The sequence below is a fragment of the Micromonospora sp. NPDC093243 genome (assembly GCF_044753725.1).
GTDB lineage: Bacteria > Actinomycetota > Actinomycetes > Mycobacteriales > Micromonosporaceae > Micromonospora.
Window position 1 is genome coordinate 591317 of the sequence record NZ_JBIVNT010000001.1, and the last position, 20571, is coordinate 611887.

Below are 20571 nucleotides of genomic sequence, written 5' to 3' on the forward strand. Positions count from 1 at the left end.
CCGGCACCCCGCGTCGGTCGGTGCCGGCGTGCGGCCCGGGCGCCCGGTGCCCGACGACTCGCCCGCTGCGCTCGCTCATGCGGTCAGCTCCGGCAGCTCGATGCGGCGGCCCTCCCGGGAGGAGCGCAGCCCGGCGTCGGCGAGCTGCACTCCGCGGGCGCCGGAGAGCAGGTCGTAGGGGTTCGGCGCGTCCTCGACCACGTGCCGGACGAACTGCTCCCACTGGGCCTTGAAGCCGTTGTCGAGCACGGCGTTGTCCGGCACCTCCTGCCACTGGTCGCGGAACACCTGGGTTTCCACCAGGTCCGGGTTCCACACCGGCTTCGGGGTCACCGCCCGTGGCTGGACCCGGCAGCGGTGCAGCCCGGCGACCGCGCTGCCGTCGGTGCCGTCGACCTGGAACTCCACCAGCTCGTCCCGGTTGACCCGGACCGCCCAGGACGAGTTGACCTGGGCGACGACGCCGCCGTCGAGCTCGAAGATGGCGTACGCGGCGTCGTCGGCGGTCGCGTCGTAGCGCTGACCCTGCTCGTCCCAGCGCTGCGGGATGTGCGTCACGACGCGGGCGGTGACCGCCCGTACCGCGCCGAACAGGTTCTCCAGCACGTAGCTCCAGTGCGGGAACATGTCCAGCGCGATGCCGCCGCCGTCCTGCGCCCGGTAGTTCCAGCTGGGGCGCTGCGCCGGCTGCCAGTCGCCCTCGAAGACCCAGTAGCCGAACTCGCCGCGCACCGACAGGATCCGGCCGAAGAAGCCGCCGTCGACGAGCCGCTTGAGCTTCATCAGCCCGGGCAGGTAGAGCTTGTCGTGCACCACGCCGTTCTTCACCCCGGCCCGCCGGGCGTGCCGGGCCAGCTCGAGCGCCCCGGTGAGCGACTCGGCGATGGGCTTCTCGGTGTAGATGTGCCGGCCGGCGTCCATCGCCTTGATCAGCGACTTCTCCCGGAGCTGGGTCAGCTGGGAGTCGAAGTAGACCGGATAGTCGGCGTCGGCCAGCGCGGAGTCCAGGTCGGTCGTCCAGCGGGGCAGCGCGTGCCGCTCGGCGATCTCGCGCAGCTTGGTCTCGTTGCGGCCGACCAGCAGCGGTTCGAGCTGCACCCGGGTGCCGTCGGAGAGCAGCACCCCGCCCTGCTCCCGGATGGCGAGGACGGACCGCAGCAGGTGCTGCCGGTAGCCCATCCGGCCGGTCACCCCGTTCATCACCACTCCGAGCTTGCGACCGGCCATCGACGAACCTCCTTGGAAAGCGCTTACCGAAACGGTATGGCAGAGCCCGGCACCCGTGCAAGCCCTCGCCGCACCGTTGGGTCGACGGCGGCGACGGGCACTCGACCCCGCGGATCCGGGCCACCGGCCGGACGACGGGTTTGACGAGGTGAACGACCGCTTCCTACGCTGGCGGTAAGCGATTTCCGCCCGCGGCCGAGTTCGGGAAGGAACGGTTTCGTGACCGGTTCCGTCACGCTGCACGACGTGGCGCGCCGCGCCGGCGTGTCGCTGGCCACCGCCTCCCGCGCCCTCAACGGCAGCGCGAACCGGGTGGTCGGCGAAAAGCTGCGCGAGCGGGTGCTGCAGGCCGCGGCCGAGCTGCGCTACTCCCCCAACGCCCACGCCCAGGCGATGGCCCGCGGCCGGACCAACATCGTCGGCCTGTCGCTGCACGACATCGCCGACCCCTACTTCTCCGCCGTCGCCGCGGGGGTGATGCGGGAGGCCGAGGCGCACGGGCTGCTGGTCACCATGGCCAGCACCGAGCGCCGGCCCCGGGCGGAGTCCGACTACGTGGGCGCGTTCCGCCGACACTGGGCCAGCGTCGTCATCGTGGTGGGCAGCCGCACCGACGACCGGGCCGCCACCGATCGGCTCGCCGACGAACTCGCCGCGTTCGAGGCCGAAGGGGGGCGGGCGGTGGCGGTCAGCCAGCCGCGCCTCCCGGTGGACACCATCTCGATCGACAACCACGCCGGCGCCCGCGACCTCGGGCAGGCGCTGCACGATCTCGGGCACCGCCGGTTCGCGGTGCTCTCCGGTCCGGCCGACCTGGTCACCGCCACCGAGCGGGTGACCGGTTTCCGGGAGGCGCTGGCCCGTCGGGGCGGCCGGCTCTCCCCGGAGCACGTGGTGCCCGGGCCGTTCACCCGGGACGGTGGCTACCAGGCCATGCAGCAACTGCTCGACCTTTCGCCCGATGTCAGCTGCGTGTTCGCCGTCAACGACGTGATGGCGGTGGGCGCGATGGCCGCGATGCGTGATCGAGGGCTTGAGCTTCCTGCCGCGATGGCGATCGCCGGCTTCGACGACATCGCCACCCTGCGTGACGTCAATCCGGGGCTGACCACCGTGCGGATCCCCCTGGAGGAGATCGGGGCGTTGGCTGTCCGGCTGGCGCTGGAGGACGACGTCGAGCGGCCCCGCCTGCGCCGGATCGGCGGCGAGGTGGTGCTGCGGGCCAGCACTCCCCGGATACCGGCCTGACCCGGCGGCGCCGACCCGCGAGCCGAGGGAGCGGGGAGCGGCGGCCACGTTGCCGCCGCTCCCCTGCCCGTCCGGCCGGACCGGCGGCCGGTCAGGCCGCCGGGGTGCCGCGTACGGTGAGGTCACGCATCCGCCCGATGTTGTCGAACGAGCCGAAGCCCACCCGACCCGAGCCGAACGTGGTGTCCTTCGCGGTCATCAGCGGGTCCTTCGCCCCGTCGATGTAGACCGCGATCTCTCCCGTCGCCGGCAGGTGCTTGACCCGCACGGTGTGCCAGTCCGCGTCCACGATGGCCGGCGCGGCGCCACGGGAGCGACCGTTCCACTGATAGTCGATCCGCTCCCGGTCGGCATTGTTGACCTTGAAGATGCCGTTGTGCGGCAGGATCGTGTTGTCCGTCGAGACGTGCGCGTAGTAGAACTCCGTGTCGGACTTGTAGCCGAACACGATGATCACGTCTCGGTTCGTCACCTCGACCGGGGTGTCCAGCCGCACCTCGGCGGTGACGTCCACCGCGGCGAACTCCGGGCCGGCGGTGAGCACCGCGTACTCGAACGGGCGACGCGGACCGGGCCGGGCCACGCCGGCCTCGGCCAGGATCACCTGCTTGCCGGTGAACTGCCACTTCGACGGGGTCACCGGCGCCCAGTTGCTGGGGCGCATGGTGTCCCGAACCTTGGTGTTGCCCACCTGGCCGCTCGCGAACTCCCGGGTACCGGTCGCCTTCCAGATCTTTCCGTTCGCCTTGGCCAGCAGGTAGAGCTCACCCTGCGCGTCGGTGCCGAACCGCAGGTCGACCCGGTTGGGGTCACTGGGCGCGGGCGCACCCGGGCCGGAGAGGTCCTGCATCCGCACCGAATTGCCGGCGGCGTCGAAGAGGGCCAGCCGGTGGATCGGCGCCAGCCCCTCCCCGCGGCGCATCTGCTTGGCCTCGGTGTAGAGCACCCGGCCGTCGACCAGGTCACCGAAGACGTACTTGCCGCGCAGCGCCGGCACGTCCCGGCCGCGGTAGACGAACCCGCCGGCCACCGCGACCCCGACGTCCGAGGTGCAGTTCCAACCCGGCGCCGGATCGTGGTCGTACGCCGCCACCGGGTAGGTGTAGCCGTACTGCTCGTCGTCCTCGGGCAGCGGGAAGAGCTTGTCGCAGGGACGCGTCGAGGTCTTGTCGAAGACGAAGGCGCCCTCGCGCTCGCTCCAGCCGAAGTTGTCGCCCGCCCGCACCTCGTAGATCGCCTCGATGGCGTGCTCGCCGATGTGGCCGAGGTAGAGCGCGCCGGTCTGCCGGTCCCAGCTGAACCGGTGCGGATCCCGGAAGCCGAAGGCGTAGATCTCGCCGAGCGCGCCGGGCCGGCCGACGAACGGGTTCGACGGTGGCACGCCGTAGCGGCCGCTCGCCGCGTTGGTGCCGAGCGGGTCGATCCGCAGCAGCTTGCCGTGCGGCAGGGCGAGGTTCTGCGGGTCGGTGTTGCGCACGCCGAGCCCGCCGTCGCCGGCGGCGATGTAGAGCATGCCGTAGTCGAGGTCGCGCTTCTTGGCGGTCGGGTTGAAGTTGATCTCCTGGATGCCGTGCACCTGGCCGCCGAAGCCGATGCGCAGCACCTCCCGTCGGGTGCCGGCGAAGGTGTCCGCCGCGGGGTCGCTCGCCGTCCACTCGGTGATGATGCCGTGGAAGATGGTGCCGCTCTGCGACCAGTCCGGCACCTCGGTCGCCAGCGCCGCCTGCTCGGTGTGCACCGTGTAGAACTTGCCGCTGCGCTTGAAGTCCGGGTGGAAGGCCACGTAGCCGAAGCCCTGGCCGAGCCCGCGACCGGAGAAGAACTTCGGCGCGAAGGTCGCCGCCACGTCGAGGTAGACGTGCGGCACCCCGTTCTTCACGACGTAGAGCTGGCCGTTCAGATCGGGCACGGCCCGGCGGCCGGAGCCGTCGGGGATCTCCATGATGGTGTTGATCCGGGCCTGCCGCATCAGCCGCGGGTCGGTCGGCGCGGGCGTCGGCTCGGACTTCGGGAAGGAGGTGTACTCCTCGAGGACGAGCCCGAGGCGGCTCTGGATCTGCGCCTCGGGGATCGGATCGTAGATCGGGTCGGCTGCCTGGGCGGGCGTCGCGGCCAGCAGCGACAGGGTTAGCGCGGCGGCCGCGAGCACGGCGGTGGTCACCGGTCTGCGCGCGCGACGAGTGGAGATGCGCAAGGGTCACTCCATTCTCGGGACGGGATTGCGGGACGGGTGGCGGGGCGGGTCAGTGCCCCCGGGTCATGTGCCGGTACTGCTTCTCGACGTCACGCGCCGAGACCACCTGGTCGAGGAACATCAGCGAGTCCATCCGGCAGTCGCACGGGTTCTGCTCGCGGGTGTCCTGCGGATAGCTGCCGCCGATCTTGATGCCACGCGGATCGGAGGCGGTGGTGACGTGCGGGCCCGGGCCGCTCACCAGCCACGGGTCATCGGTACGGGTGTAGAAGCCGGCGAGCGGCCGGCCGTTGCGGTAGAGCGCCATCGAGCCGGTGGCGAAGTCGAAGGTTGCGGCGAGGTGCACCCACTCGCCCGCCGGCAGCAGCGTGCGCCAGTCCCCGTCCGCCGCGAACGTCTGCGAGTTGCCGCCGTCGAGGCGCCGGCCGAGCGCGACGAGCCGGAGCTCACCGTTGACGTCGATGAGTTCGAGCAGCGCCCGGACGCCGTGCCCGTCGGAGTCGCCGGTCAGCACGCCGGCGAGCCCGATCGCGTTGAACAGGTCGGCGGGGTCGGCGGTGTTGGAGTTGGGGCGAGGGCTGGTCATTCCCACCTTGAACCAGCCCATCACGGTGGTGCCGGCGACGGCGTTGAACGGTCGCATGGTCCGCACGCCGCCGGCGGAGTAGATGCCGGCCTTCCAGTCGTCGTTGCCGGCGACGCTCGGCTCGACCTGCCGGGTCTGCAGCGCCCGGCCGGCGCCCCGGTAGGCGCGGTCCGCGACCCGCATCTGCGCGCCGCCGTTGACCAGTTCGATCTCGGTGCCGGACCGGCCCTGGTCGCGCTCGAGCGCCGGGTCGCCGGGGACCGGGTGGTCGAAGTCGTAGAAGGCGACCAGGTTCTCTCGTAGGGACGGGTGGACGTCGCGCGGGCCGGGGGCGCCGGCCAGCGCGGGTGGCGCCGCGGCTCCCGCCAGCACACCGGCCGCCACGAGTGCGGCGGTCGCGGCGACCGCGCGTCCTGCTCTCGACATCGCGTACACCTCTCTGTGCCACGAACTTCGTCGGTCCACCGTCCGGGCAAGCGTTTTCCGGAGCGGTCGGACCTCCCTATGTCGGTGCTGCGGTGGTGCCGTTTTCAGGTTCAGCGCTTGGGCGCGACCGGCGGCTCGGCGGGTCGTCCGCCGAGATAGAGCTCGCCGAGCTGCGGGTCGGCCAACAGCTCGGACGCCGGGCCGGAGATGTGCACCCGGCCGAGGTCGAGCACGCAGCCGAGGTCGGCGGTCTCCAGCGCCCGTCGCGCGTTCTGCTCGACGAGCAGTACGGCGGTGCCGGCGTCGCGCATCCGGACCACCTGCTCGAAGACCGTGGCGGTCGCCTTGGGGTCGAGGCCCATGGACGGCTCGTCCAGCAGGACCACCTTGGGATCCACCATCAGCGAGCGCGCGAACTCCACCTGCTTCTGCTGCCCGCCGGAGAGCAGCCCGGCGAGGCTGCCCCACCGCTCGGCCACCACCGGGAAGAGCTCCTTGACGAACTCGACGCGCTCGGCGATGAACGCCTTGTCCTTGAGCGTGTAGCCGCCGAGCAGCACGTTCTCCGCCACCGTCATCTCGCGGAACACGCTGTGCCCCTGCAGGACGTGGGCGACCCCGGCGGCGAGCATCCGCTGCGGGCCCTGGCCGGTCACCTCCCGGCCGCCGACCAGGATCCGCCCCTCGCGCGGCGGAAGCAACCCGCTGGCGACCTTGAGCACGGTGGACTTGCCGGCGCCGTTCGGGCCGACCAGACAGACGATGGTGCCGGCCGGCACCGCGACGGAGAGGCCGCGCAGCACCGGTGCGGCGCGCCCGTAGCCGGCCTGGATGTCGATGAGTTCGATCTCAGACGCCAAGGTAGGCCCCCAGCACGCGTTCGTCGGAGCGGATGACTGACGGTGGCCCCTCGGCTATCGGCCGACCCCGGTCGAAGACCACGATGTGGTCGCTGATGCTCATCACCAGGTCCATGTTGTGCTCGACGATCACGAAGGTCCGGCCCTCGGCGTTGAGTTCGCGGACCAGGCCACCGATCCGGTCGAGCAGCGCCGGGTTGACCCCGCCGGCCGGCTCGTCCAACAGCACCGTCTCCGGATCGCTCATCAGCACGCCGGCCAGCTCCAGCAGCTTCTGCTGCCCCCAGGACATGTTCCGCGCCTCGACGTCGGCGAGGTGCTCGATGCCCAGCCGGGTCAGCCAGCCGCGGGCCCGGTCGACCTCGGCCCGGCCGTGCGCGCCACGCAACTGGCCGAGCAGGCCCGCCGGGCGCACCGCGGCGAGCACGTTGTCCAGCGCGGACATCCGCGGGAAGACCCGGCAGAGCTGGAAGGTACGGCCGACACCGGCGTGCGCGATGGCGTGCGGCGTCGCGCGGGTGATGTCGCGCCCCCGGTAGGTCGTCCGGCCGCCGTCCGGCCGGATCATGCCGGTGACGCAGTTGAAGAACGTGGTCTTGCCCGAGCCGTTGGGGCCGATGAGCGCGTTCACCTTGCCGGAGTGGAAGGCCACGCTGGCGCCGTCGAGCGCGACCACGCCCCCGAACGCCTTGGTCAGGCCCTCCGTACGCAGTGTCTGCCCGTCGCTCATGACCGCTCCTTCGTCGACCGGTTGCCCGAGCCGCCGTTGCCCGCCCCGGCCAGCTCGGGTGACCCGGCCCCGGGATCGTCGCGCTCCCGCTGCTCGCGCAGCTCGGCGGCGGTCACCTCGCGGATCGAGTGCTGGGCCGGGCGGAACCGGTCCCGCAGGGCCGCGACCGCGGGCAGCACGCCGTCGGGCATGAAGAGCACCACCAGGGCGAGCAGCAGGCCGGTCGCCACCAGGTGCAGCGGGGTGTTGCCGTACTCGACCTTGAAGTACTCCAGCGCGACGCCGACGACCAGAGCGCCGAGCAGCGGCCCGAAGAGGTTGCGCACCCCGCCGAGCAGCGCCATGAGCACCATGTAGGAGCCGGTCAGGATGGAGAACTGGAAGACCGGGTCGAGGTCGCCGAACCAGAGCGCGTAGAGGCCGCCGGCGCAGCCGGTGAACCCGGCGGACACCACGAAGACCACCAGCTTGTAGGTGAACGTCGGGGTACCCAGCGCCTCGGCCTTGTCCTCGTCCTCCCGGATCGCCTTCAGCCCGAGGCCGAAGCGTGAGCGGTCGATCAGCCACCACGCCAGCAGCGCGAGCGCCAGCAGCCCGACGAAGAGGAAGTAGAAGACCCGATGGTGCTCGGGGCGCAGCAGATCCGGGAAGGGCCGCGGCACGACCAGCCCCCGGGATCCGCCGGTGAACGACGCCCAGCTCTGGAAGATCAGTAGCAGGACCAGCACCAGGGCGATGGAGACGATCACGAAGGAGGCGCCGCGGACCCGCAGCGCCGCGTACCCGATCGGCACGGCCAGCGCGGCGACCGCGAGGGCCGCGACCGCGAGGGCCAGGAAGCTCGGCAGGCCGGCCTTCGTGACGAGCAACCCGGTGCCGTACGCGCCGAGCCCGGCCAGCGCGCCGTGCCCGAGTGAGATGTAGCCGGTGAACCCGCCGACGAAGTTCCACGAGGTCGACAGGACCGCGTAGTTCACCACGACGATGCCCGCCGAGAGGATGTAGGGGTTCGGGGCGAGCGACGGGAAGGAGAGGGCCACCGCGACGAGCGCCACGAGCAGGACGCCGCGGACGACCCGACCGGTGGTGAGCACCGACCGTCGTACGCCGAGCGGTCCACCGGCCGGCGACGCCGGCGGCGGCGATCCGGCCGGCGGCGGTACGGCGGCCGGCGGCGGTGTCGCCGTGCTGGGGTCAGAAGCGCTGGGCAAGCCGACCTCCGAAGAATCCCTGCGGGCGGAACGCCAGCGTGGCGAAGAGCGCGAGATAGAAGATGGTCTGCGCCCAGGTGGTGTTCAGCGGGATCTGCAACAGGCTCTGCATCAGCCCGAGCACCATGGCGGCGGCGGCCGCGCCCGGCACGCTGCCCAAACCACCGACGACGATGATCGCCATCAGCGGCCCGATCCAGTGCCAGTGCAGCGAGGGGTAGATGGTGGTGTCCAGCGCCAGCGCGGTGCCGCCGACGGCCGCGCTGGCCAGGCCGATGCCGAAACCGAAGCCGGCGACCCGGTCGGTGTCGATGCCGACCAGCCGGGCCGCGTCGCGGTGCTGGATCGTCGCCCGCAGCGCCCAGCCGAAGGTGGTCCGCTTCAGCAGCAGGTAGAGCGTCAGCAGGGCGACGGCGGCGAGGCCGAACGCGATCAGCTTGACCACCGCGATCCGCGCGCCGAACAGCTCGATGTTCGCCGAGCCGTAGCCGAGCTGGATGCGCCGCTGGGTGCCGGTGAAGGCGTAGCCGAGCAGTCCCTCGATCGTCACCGCGATGGCGAAGGTCAGCAGCACCGACATCATGGTCAGCGTCGCCGGGCGCAGCCGGGACAGCAGCAGCCGTTGCAGCAGCACTCCGAAGCCGAAGAAGAGCGGGACGGTGACGACCAGCGACAGCAACGGGTCGACGCCGAGCCGGGTGTGCGACCACCAGGCGAGGTACGCGGCGAGGATGAGGAACGCCGAGTGGGCGATCATCACCACCCGCATGATGCCGAAGTAGAGGGTCAGACCCGAGGCCAGCAGGGCGTAGAGCCCGCCCAGGAGCACGCCCAGGACGACGCTCTGGAAGATCAGCGCGCCAGAGGACATCGGTGCCTACCAGGCCGGCTTGGGGTAGACGATGTCCGCCTCCTTGGCGTCGGCGGGCAGCACGATCTGGATCTCCCCCTTGACCCACTGCTGGATCATGTGCGCGCCCTGCGGCTTGCCGGTGGCGTCCCAGGTGAGCGGGCCGACCACGGTCTCCACCTTGTTGCCACGGATCCAGTCGATCAGCTTCTGCTGGCACTCGCCCTGCTCCGCGCAGCCCACCGCGGTGATCGCCGCCGCGACGACCTGGCCGGTGGTGTAGGCGTTCGCCTCGTCCTCCTCCGGCGGGGAGCCGAACTGGGCGGTGTACTTCTGCACGAACTCGACGTTGCTCGGATAGGGCGCCTTCTGGGTGTAGCCGGTGGGCGAGAGGATGCCCTCGGTCTTGTTGCCGATGGCGGCGGCGAACTCGGGGCTGGTCGGCGCCGTGGAGAAGGCGGCCAGCTTGGGCTGGTAGGCCAGCTGCTGGAGGGCGACGATCAGGTTGACGCCGTCCTGGTACTGGGAGCCGCCGACCACGATGTCCGCCCGGGACGAGGCGATCTTCGCGGCGATGCCGCTGAAGTCGGTGGTGTTCGGCGGGTAGACCTCGTTGACCACGGTGCGCACGCCGGCCTGTTCCAGCTTCTCCTTCAGGCCGTACGCGGTGCCCTGGGCGAACGGGTCGTCCATCGCGGCGTAGGCGGCCGTGGTGGGCCGCTGGCCCGCCGGCAGCGCCAGGATGTACTCCGCGAGGTGGTTGTAGTGGTCGTTCGCCACCGCGGGGGCGGCGTAGAACAGGTTCTTGAAGCCCTGCTCGAAGACCTCCTTCGCCGCGCCCGCCGGCTCGACGAACAACATGCCGTACTCCTGCGCGACCCGGGCGGCCGGCACGACGAGGCGGGTCGAGAAGGGACCGACGACGACATCGACCTGGTCCTGGCCGATCAGCTGCTCGTAGTCGGAGACGACGCGGTCGGCGTTGGACTGGTCGTCGAGGATCTTCAGCTGGACCTTGCGGCCCAACAGGCCGCCGTTGTCGTTGACGATCTTCTCCCAGGCCTGGTAGCCACGCTGCACACCCTTACCGGGCTCGGAGAAGTCGCCGGTCAACGGCAGCGAGATGCCGACCACGATCGGGTCGTCGCCGGAGGACGAGCCCCCGTCGTCTCCCCCGCTGCAACCGGAGAGCGCGAGGGCCATCGTCGCGCCGAATGCCGTTGCCCATCTCATCTTTGTCAACCGGGTGGACATCCTCGGACGCTCCTTTGCACCGGGCTGGAAGCGCTTACGAAAGCGCTTTCGTACTCTAGGCTGTGTGCTACGTCACTGGCAATAGTCGCCAGCATCCATGTTTCAGGAGAGTTACCGATGCCCAAGCCTGGCTCGAGGTTGCGCCTCGTCGACGTCGCCGAACGGGCCGGAGTGTCGCTGGCGACCGCCTCGCGCGCCCTGGCCGGCCGCGACGGCGTCAGCGAGGAGGTGGCCGACCGGGTCCGCCGGGTCTCCCAGGAGCTGGGCTACGTGGCCAACCCCTACGCCCGCACCCTGGCCGGCGGGGCGAGCTCCACAGTGGGGCTGGTGGTGCACCAGGTGGACGACCCCTACTTCTCCGAGATCGCCGGCGGGGTCATCCAGGTCGCCGCCGACCAGGGGCTGCTCGTGCAGATCTGCCACTCCGGGCGCGACCCCGGCTTCGAGCTGCGCCAGATCCGCCACCTCATCGCGCAGCGGGTCGGCATCATCCTCGTCGCCGGCTCCGGCTACACCGACCCCCGGGTCGAGGCCGAGACCAAAGCGGAGCTGTCGGCCTACCAGAACCTCGGCGGGCGGGTCGCCGTCATCGGACGGCACTCCCTCGGCGCCGACGCCGTGCTGCCGGAGAACGAGGCCGGTGGGCGGGCGCTCGGGGAGCACCTGCTCGGGCTGGGGCACCGGCGCATCGCCGTCGCGGCCGGCACCGCCGGGCTCACCACGGTCACCGACCGCCTGGCCGGGGTCGCCTCGGCGTTGCAGCGCCACGGTCTGGACCTCGCCGACCTCCCGGTCGTGCACACCGACTTCACACGCGAGGGCGGCCGGGTCGCCGCCGAGCAGATCCTCTGCGACCACCCGGAGACGACCGCCATCATCGCCCTCAACGACGCGATGGCGATGGGTGTGCTGGCGGTCCTGCGCGCGCACCGCATCTCCGTGCCGGAGCGGATGTCGGTGGTCGGCTTCGACGACGTGTCGGTCGCCGCCGACCTGGCGCCCAGCCTCACCACCATCCGGCTGCCGATGACCGACATGGGGCGGATGGCGCTCGCGCTCGCGCTGAAGCCCCGGTCCACCCGACCGCGACGCCGCTCCACCGGCCACACCCTCGTCGTCCGCGACTCCACCGGCCCCGCGCCCGCCTGAGCGCGCGCGGGGCCGCCCACGGTGGCTCAGAAGCCGGGGAAGACCCCACGCAGCTCGTCCAGGCTGACCGCGCCGGTCACCCGCACACTGTCCGGCGTGTACTGCGGCCCGAGCCGCCCGACCGTGAGTCGCAACCACGCCTCGGCCGGCGCCGTCAGCTCGCCGTCCGGCTGCTGCGGCACCTCGGTCAGCTCCAGTCGCTCGCCCAGCCGCAGGCCGTACGACCGCTGCGGGTCCTGCAGTCGCACCGCCAGCACGGCCTGCCGGCCGGCGAGCACGTCCGGCCGGCCGGTCCAGGCGAGCATCGCGCCGACCTGGTCGAGCAGCAACGGCACGGCGTCGGCCGCGACCGTGGCAGCCGGGTCGAAGCCGACCTCGACGTCCCAGCGGTGCAGGGCGAACTCGCTGAGCCGCATCCGGGCCGCGGTGGCGACGTCCACCGGCTCGGGCAGAAAGCCGAGGTCGATGCGCAGGTCGGCCCGCGCGCTCTGGTCCAGCGCCTCGTACGCCTCGACGAGCCGCTGGTTGGACTCGAGGAAACCGGCGGCGTGCTCCTCGGGCGGCATCGCGTCCCACCGCGCCCACACGCCCGGGTTGAAGTCGCCACCCGGCGCCGGCTCACCGGCCTGCGCGGCCCGCAGCGCCGCCAGGTTGATCTCCGCACCGCTGCCGAGGTGGCTGAGCACCTGCGACACCTGCCAATCGCTGGCGCCGGAGGGCCGGAGCAGGTCGTCCGGGCCGAGCTTCCGGACGAGGGCGGCGAGCGCCTCGTGCCCGGATCGCAGGGCGGCTATCGTCTGGTCCGCGATCGAGGACATGATTCTCCTGTCGGCCGGTCGGCGCCGGCACGCTCCCCATGCGAGAGCCGACTGGTGAACGGCGCCGGCACCCATCATGCCCCCACCGGGGCGGTCGGCGAGCCGTCTCCGGGCACGGCGCGGCGGACTGGCACCGGGCCGGGACGACGGGCTCGGTCGGGGCGGCGGTAGCGTTGCGCGACACCACGGCCCGCGGGGGGCAGGGCGCTCGGGATCGTACGGAGGATGGCGCATGTCCAACGGCGAAGAGCCGTTCACGGTACGCGAGGACGGCAGCTCGCGACCCAGCTTCGAACTGACCCTGCGGGGCTACGACAAACGGCAGGTCGACCGGTACATCGAACAGCTCGGCGGCCAGCTCACGGCGTTGACGGCCGAGCGGGACCGGATCACCGGCCACGCCCGGGAGCTGACCGGGCAGCTCCAGCAGCTGCACGGGGAGCTGACCGAGCTGCGTCAGCGCCCCAGCCGGCCGGACCGGGCGACGTTCCGCGACCTCGGCCCGATGGTCGACGAGATCCTCGCGTTGGCCGAGAAGCAGGCCGCGGTGATCACCGAGACCGCCGCGCAGCTCGCCGGCGATCTGCACGCGGAGGCGGAGCAGACGGTGCTCGAGACCCGGGAGCGGACCGCTCGGGCGCTGCGCGATCTGGAGGACGAGCTGTCCTCGCGGCGCGCCGAGCAGCAGCAGGCGCAGGAGGAGCGCCGCGCCGCGGCCGAGGCCGAACTCGCCGAGATCCGCGAGGCGGCGGAGAAGCTGCGGGCTGACGGCGAGGCCGCCCACGACCGCGCCCGCCAGGAGGCCAAGCGGATCAGCGAACAGAGCGCCCAGCAGATCGAGCAGGCGCGGGCGGCGTCCGAGGCGCTGACCCGGGCCGCGCGCACCCAGATCCAGCAGGAGCTGCAGGCGGCCCGGAGCAAGAGCCAGCAGGAGCTGGCCCAGTGGCAGGCCAACATCGAGCGGGACATCACCGAACGGCGGACCGCCGCCGAGCAGGACCTTGCCGAGCAGCGGACGGCCGCCGAGCGGGAGATCGCCGGCCAGCGCACCGCGGCGGAGCAGACGATCGGCTCGCTCATCGCCGAGGCGCAGCAGTACGCCACCGAGGTGCGCCAGCGCGCGGATGAGCAGAACACGGCCCAACAGGAACAGCTCACCGTCCTGCAGCATGAGATCGCGGCCCGGCAGCAGGCGGTGACCCAGCTGCAGGCCGAGCTGGCGACCGCCCGGCAGCAGCTCGCCGAGTCGCGTCACGAGCAGGCCGAGGCGGATCGTGAGCTGGACCAGGTGCAGCAGCGCCTCGACGAGGTCCGCCGGGAACTCAACGCCGAGGTCGAGCGCCTCAACGCGGCGCGTCGGGCGGGCGACTCGGCAGAGCGGCACGCCAAGGACGTCCGCGCCCGGGTGCAGCGGGAGGCCAAGCGGGTCGCCGACCTCGCGGCGGCCGCGGTGATGGCCGCCGCCGCGGGCGGCGGGGCCACCGCCGAGTACCCGATGGTGGCCGCCCGACCGGCTGCGGAGCGGCCGACCGGCGACGCGGAGGCCGGCGAGGCGCAGGCCGATGCCGTGGCGGCCGGCGCGTCGCAGGCCGACGCCGCGGAAGGCGGCGAGGCGCAGGCGGATGTCGCGGCGGCCGACGAACGGCCGGCCGACGTCACGGAGATCGGCGACCGGCGGGCCGACGACGCACGGGCCGAGGCGCGGCACGCCGACGACGCGACGGCCGAGGCGCGGCGAGCGGACATCGGCGAACCGCAGCCCGACGAGGCGGAGACCGGCGGTCAGCCGGCGGCCGAGGCGGAGACCGGCGCCCGACGCGGCGAGGAGATCGGCACCGCTGAGCGGCGGGTTGACATGTTCGCCTCGGGCGGCCGGCACAGCGACGAGAGCGGAACCGCCGGGCGGCAGGTCGACATGTTCGGCAACGGCGGACGACGGACCGATCCGGTGGCCGCCGAGCAGATCTAGGCGGTGCGCCTGCGTCGCCGGCCGGAGTCGGCGGCGCGGCGCGCACCGCACGAGTCAGCTCAGGACTTGGTGCCGAAGAGCGAGGCATAGCCGGACGGCAGCTGGGTGATCACGTCGTTGAGTTCGCCGTAGGTGATCGCGTCCGCCACCGTGGAGAGCACCGCGCCGGCGTCCCACTCCGCCGTGCGGGTGGTCGCTCCGACACCGGCGGCGATGCGCTGGAGGAACTCCTGCACCGACAGTCGCAGGGTCGGCTGACTCTGGTCTTCGAGGATCTCGGCCACGCCCTGCGGCAGCTGCGAGGCGAGGTCGTGCGCCTCGTCGGGGGTCAGCCGCGCGGCGAGCACGCCGAGCACTGTACGGATGACCTGCTCGGCTTCGGCCGCGCTGCCGTACTCACCGCGCTCGCGTACCGCGGCGACGAACTCCTGGTACTGCACGCTGGTGCCCCTTCCGCAGACCCGTCACCACCTGCGAGTCTGGCACGTCGGGGCCGGCCGGAACGCGGTAATCGCCGCCCCGGCCGGCCCGGACACCCGGGCGGCGCGGCTAGCCGGGCAGGTGCTGGCCACGGGTCGAGACGAACTGGTAGGACATCACCGCGAACGCCGGATCACGCAGCAGCTTGCGGAACGCGTCCAGTTGGCCCGCGGAGAATCCCGCGGCCAGCAGCTCCGACTCCAGTTGCCGCGAGTTCGTCTCGTACAGCGACGCCCCGCTCGATCCGCCGGCCCAGCTCTCCGCGTGGGTGACGGTGTCGACGTCGGTCAGCCCGGCCAGCGTCATCTCGGCGTGCACGTCCTGGGCCCAGGCCAGGTCGGCGCCGTGTCCCTGCAGGATGCCCAGCATCGCGTCGGTGACCTGGCCGAAGAGCTTTGCCGCGTCGTCGTTCGGGGCGGTCAGCACCCGCAGCGGCGCCGTGCAGTCGAACTCCTCGACCACCAGCCATCCGCAGGGCGCCAGCGCGCCGGCCAGCGCCCGCAGGATGTGCCGGCGTTCGGGCAGGTGCAGCAGCACAAGCCGGGCGTGGATCAGATCGAAGCCGTCCCCCGGCGGCGGCTCGGTGCGCACGTCGTGTCGACGGACGTCGAGGTTGGCCGAGGCGAACAGGCGCGAGGTGTCGATGTCGGTGGCCAGCACCCGGCCGTCGGCGCCGACCGCCCAGGACATGCCGCGGGCCACCGAACCCCCGCCGGCGCCGACCTCCCAGCAGCGGGCGGACGGGGTGAGCACCGGCGGCGCGAGCCGGCGCATGGTGATCGGATCCAGGAACGCCTCCAGCGCGCGCAGCTGGGGCACCGCCTCCGCGGCGGCGTTGTCGAACGCGTAGTCGCTGTCGATGGTCTCCGTCGGCATCGTGTTCACCCTTCCGAACGTGGTCGTGGGACCTGCGGGGTGTCGGCCCAGAGCCCGGGCACCGCTCGGGGCTCCGGGGGCGCGGCGACGGCGGCGATGCTGAGCATCGCCGCCAGGGTGCCCGGATCGGCGCGCGCCTCGGCGGCCGGGCGGTCGTAGACGAGCCGGCCGTACTCCAGCACCGCGACGCGGTCGGCGACCTCGATGGCGTGCTGGAGCTGCTGCTCGACCAGGAGCACGGTCAGCCCGGTGCCGGCCAGGCTGCCGACGAGTTCCCGGACCCGGGCGGCGAGATCCGGCGCGAGCCCCTCGCACGGCTCGTCGAGCAGCAGCACCCGCGGTTGGCCCAGCAGCGCCCGGGCGATCGCCAGCATCTGCTGCTCACCGCCGGAGAGCTGGTCGCCGCGGTGGCGCAGCCGCACCGCCAGCCGGGGCAGCAGCTCCAGGATCCGGGCGACCGTCCAACCCTCGCCGCCCGGGGTCGCGGCCCGCCACGGCGCGGCGGCCAGGACGAGGTGTTCGGCGACGGTCAGCCGGGAGAAGACCCGCCGGCCCTGCGGGACCAGCCCGACGCCGGAGCGGGCGATCCGGTGCGGCTGGCGGCCGGCAACCTGCACCCCACCGATCTCGATGAGACCCCGGGACGGGCGGACCAGCCCGGCGATCGTGTGCACCAGGGTGCTCTTGCCGGCACCGTTGCGGCCCACCACCGCCAGGATGCTGCCGGGCGCCACCCGCAGCGTCACCTCGTGCAGCACGGTCCCACCGTGGTAGCCGGCGCAGAGCCCGTCCACCCGCAGCATCAGGTCACCCCCTCGGCGTAGGCCCGTCGCACCAGCTCCGAGCCGCGGATCTCGTCCGGCGTACCGGCGGCGAGGGTGCGACCGTCGCGCAGCACGGTGACCGTGTCGCAGAGCGCGTAGACCAGGTCGAGCCGGTGCTCGACCAGCAGGACGGCGACCGCGCGGGGCAGCTCGCGGAGGAAGTCGACCAGCCGGCCGACCTCGGTGGCGGAGAGCCCGGCGGCCGGCTCGTCGAGCAGCAGCAGGCGGGGCCGGCCGGCCAGCGCCATGGCGATCTCCAGCTGCCGCCGCTGGCCGTGCGCGAGCTCGCCGGCGGGCCGGCCGGCCAGGTCGGTCAGGCCCACCCGGTCGAGCAGCGTGTCCGCGGTACGGCGGGCGGCGCTCCGGGCCGCGCCGGGCCGCCACCGGCCGGGACGCAGCGCCTGTGGCAGCGCGGCGACCTGCACGTTCTCGGTCACACTGAGCGTGGACCAGACGGCGGGGCGCTGGTGGATCCGGCCGATGCCACGGCGTGCCCGGGCGGCCGGTCCGCGTCGGGTCACCTCCCGGCCGGCGAGCCAGACCCGACCGCCGCCCGGCCGGGTCGCTCCGGCGATCACATTGAGCAGGGTCGTCTTGCCGGCGCCGTTGGGGCCGATGAGCGCGTGCCGCTGGCCGTGGTCGATCCGCAGGTCGACGCCGTCGAGCGCGGCCAGCGAGCCGTACCGCACGGTGATCGCCCGGGCGGCGAGCAGCGGGGTCATGTCCGCACCTCCGTCCGTGCGGCGGGGTCGGGGCCCGTCCGCAGCGCCGGGCCGGGCCCGGGGCGACCGGGTTGCGGCCGGCCGCGCAGCCGTGGCCGTCGCCGCCCGCCGCCGGGCAGCAGGTAGACGGTGGCGACGAAGAGCGCGCCGAGCACCAGGGGCGCCTGGCCCGGAAGGATGCCGAACAGCCAGTCCCGGGACGCGATGACGAGCGTCGCGCCGACCAGCGCGCCGCCGACCGAGGCGGTGCCGCCGATCACCACCCCGAGCAGCAGCAGGGCGGAGGTGTCGAAGCTGAAGTCGGCCGGCGAGATGTACTGCTGGGCGACCACGAGCAGCGAGCCGGCGGCACCGGCGATCGCGCCGGCGGCGATGTGCACACCGGCGAGCTGCCCGGCGACCCGGTGGCCGCTGGCCCGCAGCCGGGCCTCGTCGTCCCGGCCGGCCCGCAGCACCAGGCCGACCCGGGTGCGCAGCACCAACAGCAGAGCGCCGACCACGACCGCGACGACGACGAGGGTGTACACGTAGCGGGCCCGGTCGCCGGCGAGGACCGGCAGCCCCCAGAACGGACGGACCGGCGCGATGCCGGCGAGCCCGTCGGTGCCCCCGGTGAACGATCGCCACCGGCCGAGCACGGTGACGACGAGTTCGCCGATCGCCAGAGTGATCATCAGGACGACCACGCCGCGCGCCGACACCACGAGCGGGACGGTCAACGCGGCCAGTGCCGCGCCGGCCGCCGCGGCGACGGCGAGCTGCACGACCCCGACATCGGAGACGCTCCCGCCGACCACCGCGCAGGCGTACGCGCCGGCGGCGTACGGTGCGGTCTGCCCGAGGGTGGGCATGCCGGCGACCCCGGTGAGCAGGGCCACGCTCACCCCGACCAGGCCGAGCGCCAGCGTGCGGGCGAGGATCGCCGCGGTGTAGTCGTCCACCGTCCAGGGCGCCACGACGAGCCCGGCCAGCACGACGGCCGCCACGACGCCGCGCAGCGGACGGATCAGCTCGTCCCTCACGTCGACCTCCGTGCGGCGGCCAGGCCGCGCGCGCGTACCGCGAGCACCGCGGCCATGGCGGCGAAGAGCAGGAAGGGCGCGGCCGACGGGGCGAGCGCGACCCCCAGGGTCTGGATCTCCCCGACCACGAGCGCGGCGAGCAGGGTGCCGGTCAGCGACCCGAGCCCGCCGAGCACCACGACCACGAGGGAGAGCAGCAGCACCGTGTCGGCGGTGTCCGGCCCGGGGCCGATGATCGGCGCGCCGAGCACCCCGGCGGCGCCGGCCAGCGCCCCGGCGGCGGCGAGCACGCCGATCCGGATCCGGGTCGGGCTCACCCCGAGACACGCCACCATCTCCGGGTCGTCGACGGCGGCGCGGACCAGCATGCCGGCCCGGGTGCGGCGCACGGTCAGGTAGAGCAGGCCGGCGAGCAGCCCGGCGACGACGATGAACACCAGCCGGTACGCCGCGTAGCGGTGGCCCGCGACCGCCACCGACCCGTCGAGCGCGGCGGGGACGTTGACCGGCCGGTCGTCCGGCCCGAACGCCGAGACGAGCAGGCTGCCGCCGGCCAGCGCCACCCCGAAGGTGAGCAGCGCCTGGGTCAGGTGGTTGCCCGCGGCGGCCCGGGTGAGCAGCCCGGCGAGCGCCACCCCGGCGGCGCTGGCGGCGGCCACCCCGACACCCAACGCCAGCGCCAGGCTCGGCCAGCCGCCGTCCAGCACGGCCGCGGCCGTGTAACCGCCGATCGCGTAGAGCGTGCCGTGCGCGAGGTTGAGGATGCCGGCGACGCCGAAGCAGAAGACCAGCCCGGACGCGGCGACGAAGACCAGCAGGCCGTAGGCGACCCCGTCCAGTGCCGGGATGAGGTACGGGTCGATCCGGTACGCGCCGGCCGCGACCGCGCTCATTGGCCGACGGTCGCGAGATCACCGACGACGGTGTTGGAGAGCGCCCGGCCGTCCTGGCGTACCTGGCGCAGGTACCACTTCTGCACCGGGGAGTGCGTGCTGGTGGAGAACTGCCAGGTGCCGCGCGGACTCGAGATCTGGCCGAGCTGGCCGATGGCCTGGTTGATGCTCTCCGGAGTGGGGTTGTCCCCGGCGGCGCCGATCGCCCGGTCGAGCACCGCTGCGGCGTCGTACGAGGCCATGGCGTAGGTCGTCGGTGAGCCGTCGTGCTTGGCCTTCCAGGCGGCGACGAAGGCCCGGTTCTCGGCGTTGTCGAGGTCGGGCGAGTAGTTGAGCACCGAGTAGATGTCCCGGGCGGCCTCGCCCTGCGCGTCGAGCACCCCGCCCTCGGTCAGGAAGCCGGCGGCGTAGAGCGGAAGGTCCTTGATCTCCGACTGGGCGTACTGCTTGACGAAGTCGACGGCCGCGCTGCCGGCGTAGAAGGTGAAGACTGCCTTCGCGCCGGAGGCCTTGATCCGGGCGAAGTACGGGGTGAAGTTGGTGGTGGCCGGGAACGGGGTGAAGGTGGTCTTGCCGTCCGCGTTGGCCAGCGTCCCGCCGGCCTTGGCGAAGGCCTCGGTGAAGCCGCGCAGCTCGTCCCAGCCGCCCTGGTAGTCCGGGCCGATCGCGTACACCGAGCCCTTCACGTTGTCCCGTACGTGCTGGGCGATGGCCGCGCCCGGCTCGTCGGAGAGGTAGGAGGTGTGCCAGATCCGGGAGACCTCCTTGAGCTCCGGGCGACCGTTCGACCCGACGAGCGGCACCTTGGTCTCGTTGAGCAGCGGGTAGACCGCGGCGACCGAGCCGCCGCCGACGATGCCGGTGAGCGCGACCACCCGGTCCTGCTTGAGCAGCTTGGTCGCGGCGGGCACCGCGGTCGGCGCGCCGTTGCCCTCGTCGGCGACGACGAGTTCGACCGTGCGCCCGCCGAGCTTGCCGTCGTGGGTGGACAGGTAGAGCTCGAAGCCGTCCCGGATCTCGGTGCCGACCGCCTGGTAGGTGCCGGAGAGCGATGCGAGCAGGCCGATCTTGATCGACCCGGTTTCGCTCGCGCCCGACCCGTCCTGGTTGCAGGCGGTCGCGGCGAACAGGACGAGGGCGAGCAGCCCGGCGGTGCGGGCGCGGCTGCGCCGAGGGGTGGTCACAGACATGTCTTCTCTCTCCAGAGGGGATGGCAGACCGGCGTCGAGGGG

At 73.0% G+C, this 20571-nt stretch carries 19 protein-coding genes; 3 read left to right on the plus strand and 16 right to left on the minus strand.

All coding sequences use genetic code 11. From position 1 onward, the window contains the following. Positions 1 to 75 precede the first annotated feature (75 nt). A complete protein-coding gene (locus ACIP9D_RS02740) occupies positions 76 to 1227 on the minus strand; it encodes a Gfo/Idh/MocA family oxidoreductase (RefSeq protein ID WP_350870268.1) in 1152 nt (383 codons plus the stop codon). Between the two features lie 219 nt (positions 1228 to 1446). Between ACIP9D_RS02740 and ACIP9D_RS02745 the strand changes: the two genes are divergently transcribed. Beyond that, entirely contained in the window at positions 1447 to 2475 is a 1029-nt protein-coding gene (locus ACIP9D_RS02745) for a LacI family DNA-binding transcriptional regulator (protein WP_350870270.1), read from the plus strand. A 91-nt stretch (positions 2476 to 2566) separates the two neighbouring features. Here the strand turns inward: ACIP9D_RS02745 and ACIP9D_RS02750 are convergent, their stop codons facing one another. From ACIP9D_RS02750 to ACIP9D_RS02780, 7 genes are all read right to left on the minus strand, one after another. After that, positions 2567 to 4669, minus strand: coding sequence for a PQQ-dependent sugar dehydrogenase (locus tag ACIP9D_RS02750; RefSeq protein WP_350870272.1), 2103 nt, complete (start codon positions 4667 to 4669; stop codon positions 2567 to 2569). Positions 4670 to 4718: 49 nt separating this feature from the next. Next, a complete protein-coding gene (locus tag ACIP9D_RS02755; RefSeq protein ID WP_350870274.1) occupies positions 4719 to 5681 on the minus strand; it encodes a LamG-like jellyroll fold domain-containing protein in 963 nt (320 codons plus the stop codon). Between the two features lie 110 nt (positions 5682 to 5791). Beyond that, complete coding sequence (locus ACIP9D_RS02760) at positions 5792 to 6541, minus strand: ABC transporter ATP-binding protein (RefSeq protein ID WP_350870276.1); 750 nt, start codon at positions 6539 to 6541, stop codon at positions 5792 to 5794. After that, positions 6531 to 7271, minus strand: coding sequence for an ABC transporter ATP-binding protein (locus tag ACIP9D_RS02765; RefSeq protein ID WP_350870278.1), 741 nt, complete (start codon positions 7269 to 7271; stop codon positions 6531 to 6533). The genes ACIP9D_RS02760 and ACIP9D_RS02765 overlap by 11 nt, the downstream gene beginning before the upstream one ends. Further along, a complete protein-coding gene (locus tag ACIP9D_RS02770) occupies positions 7268 to 8482 on the minus strand; it encodes a branched-chain amino acid ABC transporter permease (protein WP_350870280.1) in 1215 nt (404 codons plus the stop codon). The genes ACIP9D_RS02765 and ACIP9D_RS02770 overlap by 4 nt, the downstream gene beginning before the upstream one ends. After that, on the minus strand, positions 8466 to 9353 hold the full coding sequence (locus ACIP9D_RS02775) for a branched-chain amino acid ABC transporter permease (protein ID WP_350870282.1): 888 nt from the start codon (positions 9351 to 9353) through the stop codon (positions 8466 to 8468). Before ACIP9D_RS02775 ends, ACIP9D_RS02770 begins: the two co-directional genes overlap by 17 nt. Positions 9354 to 9359: 6 nt before the next feature. Continuing rightward, the gene (locus ACIP9D_RS02780) at positions 9360 to 10586 is read right to left on the minus strand and encodes an amino acid ABC transporter substrate-binding protein (RefSeq protein ID WP_350870284.1); all 1227 of its coding nucleotides are present in this window, start codon (positions 10584 to 10586) and stop codon (positions 9360 to 9362) included. 117 nt (positions 10587 to 10703) lie between these two features. Here ACIP9D_RS02780 and ACIP9D_RS02785 point away from each other — a divergent pair, with 117 nt between their 5' ends. Further along, positions 10704 to 11735: a LacI family DNA-binding transcriptional regulator gene (locus ACIP9D_RS02785; protein ID WP_350870285.1), complete on the plus strand. Its 1032-nt coding sequence runs from the start codon at positions 10704 to 10706 to the stop codon at positions 11733 to 11735. A gap of 26 nt (positions 11736 to 11761) precedes the next feature. On the opposite strand, the gene ACIP9D_RS02790 is transcribed toward ACIP9D_RS02785, so the two are convergent. Continuing rightward, positions 11762 to 12553 carry a maleylpyruvate isomerase family mycothiol-dependent enzyme gene (locus ACIP9D_RS02790; RefSeq protein WP_350870288.1) on the minus strand — a complete coding sequence of 264 codons (792 nt, stop codon included), beginning with the start codon at positions 12551 to 12553 and terminating at the stop codon, positions 11762 to 11764. A gap of 232 nt (positions 12554 to 12785) precedes the next feature. Here ACIP9D_RS02790 and ACIP9D_RS02795 point away from each other — a divergent pair, with 232 nt between their 5' ends. Further along, positions 12786 to 14522 (plus strand): hypothetical protein, encoded by a 1737-nt coding sequence (locus ACIP9D_RS02795; protein ID WP_350870290.1) that lies wholly within the window; start codon positions 12786 to 12788, stop codon positions 14520 to 14522. A 59-nt stretch (positions 14523 to 14581) separates the two neighbouring features. Here the strand turns inward: ACIP9D_RS02795 and ACIP9D_RS02800 are convergent, their stop codons facing one another. From ACIP9D_RS02800 to ACIP9D_RS02830, 7 genes are all read right to left on the minus strand, one after another. Beyond that, entirely contained in the window at positions 14582 to 14962 is a 381-nt protein-coding gene (locus ACIP9D_RS02800; protein WP_350870292.1) for a DUF2267 domain-containing protein, read from the minus strand. Between the two features lie 109 nt (positions 14963 to 15071). Further along, positions 15072 to 15878 carry a methyltransferase domain-containing protein gene (locus tag ACIP9D_RS02805; protein WP_350870294.1) on the minus strand — a complete coding sequence of 269 codons (807 nt, stop codon included), beginning with the start codon at positions 15876 to 15878 and terminating at the stop codon, positions 15072 to 15074. Between the two features lie 5 nt (positions 15879 to 15883). Continuing rightward, the gene (locus ACIP9D_RS02810; RefSeq protein ID WP_350870296.1) at positions 15884 to 16681 is read right to left on the minus strand and encodes an ABC transporter ATP-binding protein; all 798 of its coding nucleotides are present in this window, start codon (positions 16679 to 16681) and stop codon (positions 15884 to 15886) included. Then, complete coding sequence (locus ACIP9D_RS02815) at positions 16681 to 17424, minus strand: ATP-binding cassette domain-containing protein (protein ID WP_350870298.1); 744 nt, start codon at positions 17422 to 17424, stop codon at positions 16681 to 16683. Before ACIP9D_RS02815 ends, ACIP9D_RS02810 begins: the two co-directional genes overlap by 1 nt. Beyond that, positions 17421 to 18446 (minus strand): branched-chain amino acid ABC transporter permease, encoded by a 1026-nt coding sequence (locus ACIP9D_RS02820; protein WP_350870299.1) that lies wholly within the window; start codon positions 18444 to 18446, stop codon positions 17421 to 17423. Before ACIP9D_RS02820 ends, ACIP9D_RS02815 begins: the two co-directional genes overlap by 4 nt. Further along, a complete protein-coding gene (locus ACIP9D_RS02825; protein WP_350870301.1) occupies positions 18443 to 19339 on the minus strand; it encodes a branched-chain amino acid ABC transporter permease in 897 nt (298 codons plus the stop codon). Before ACIP9D_RS02825 ends, ACIP9D_RS02820 begins: the two co-directional genes overlap by 4 nt. Beyond that, the gene (locus ACIP9D_RS02830; RefSeq protein WP_350870303.1) at positions 19336 to 20529 is read right to left on the minus strand and encodes an ABC transporter substrate-binding protein; all 1194 of its coding nucleotides are present in this window, start codon (positions 20527 to 20529) and stop codon (positions 19336 to 19338) included. The genes ACIP9D_RS02825 and ACIP9D_RS02830 overlap by 4 nt, the downstream gene beginning before the upstream one ends. Between the last annotated feature and the right edge of the window lie 42 nt (positions 20530 to 20571).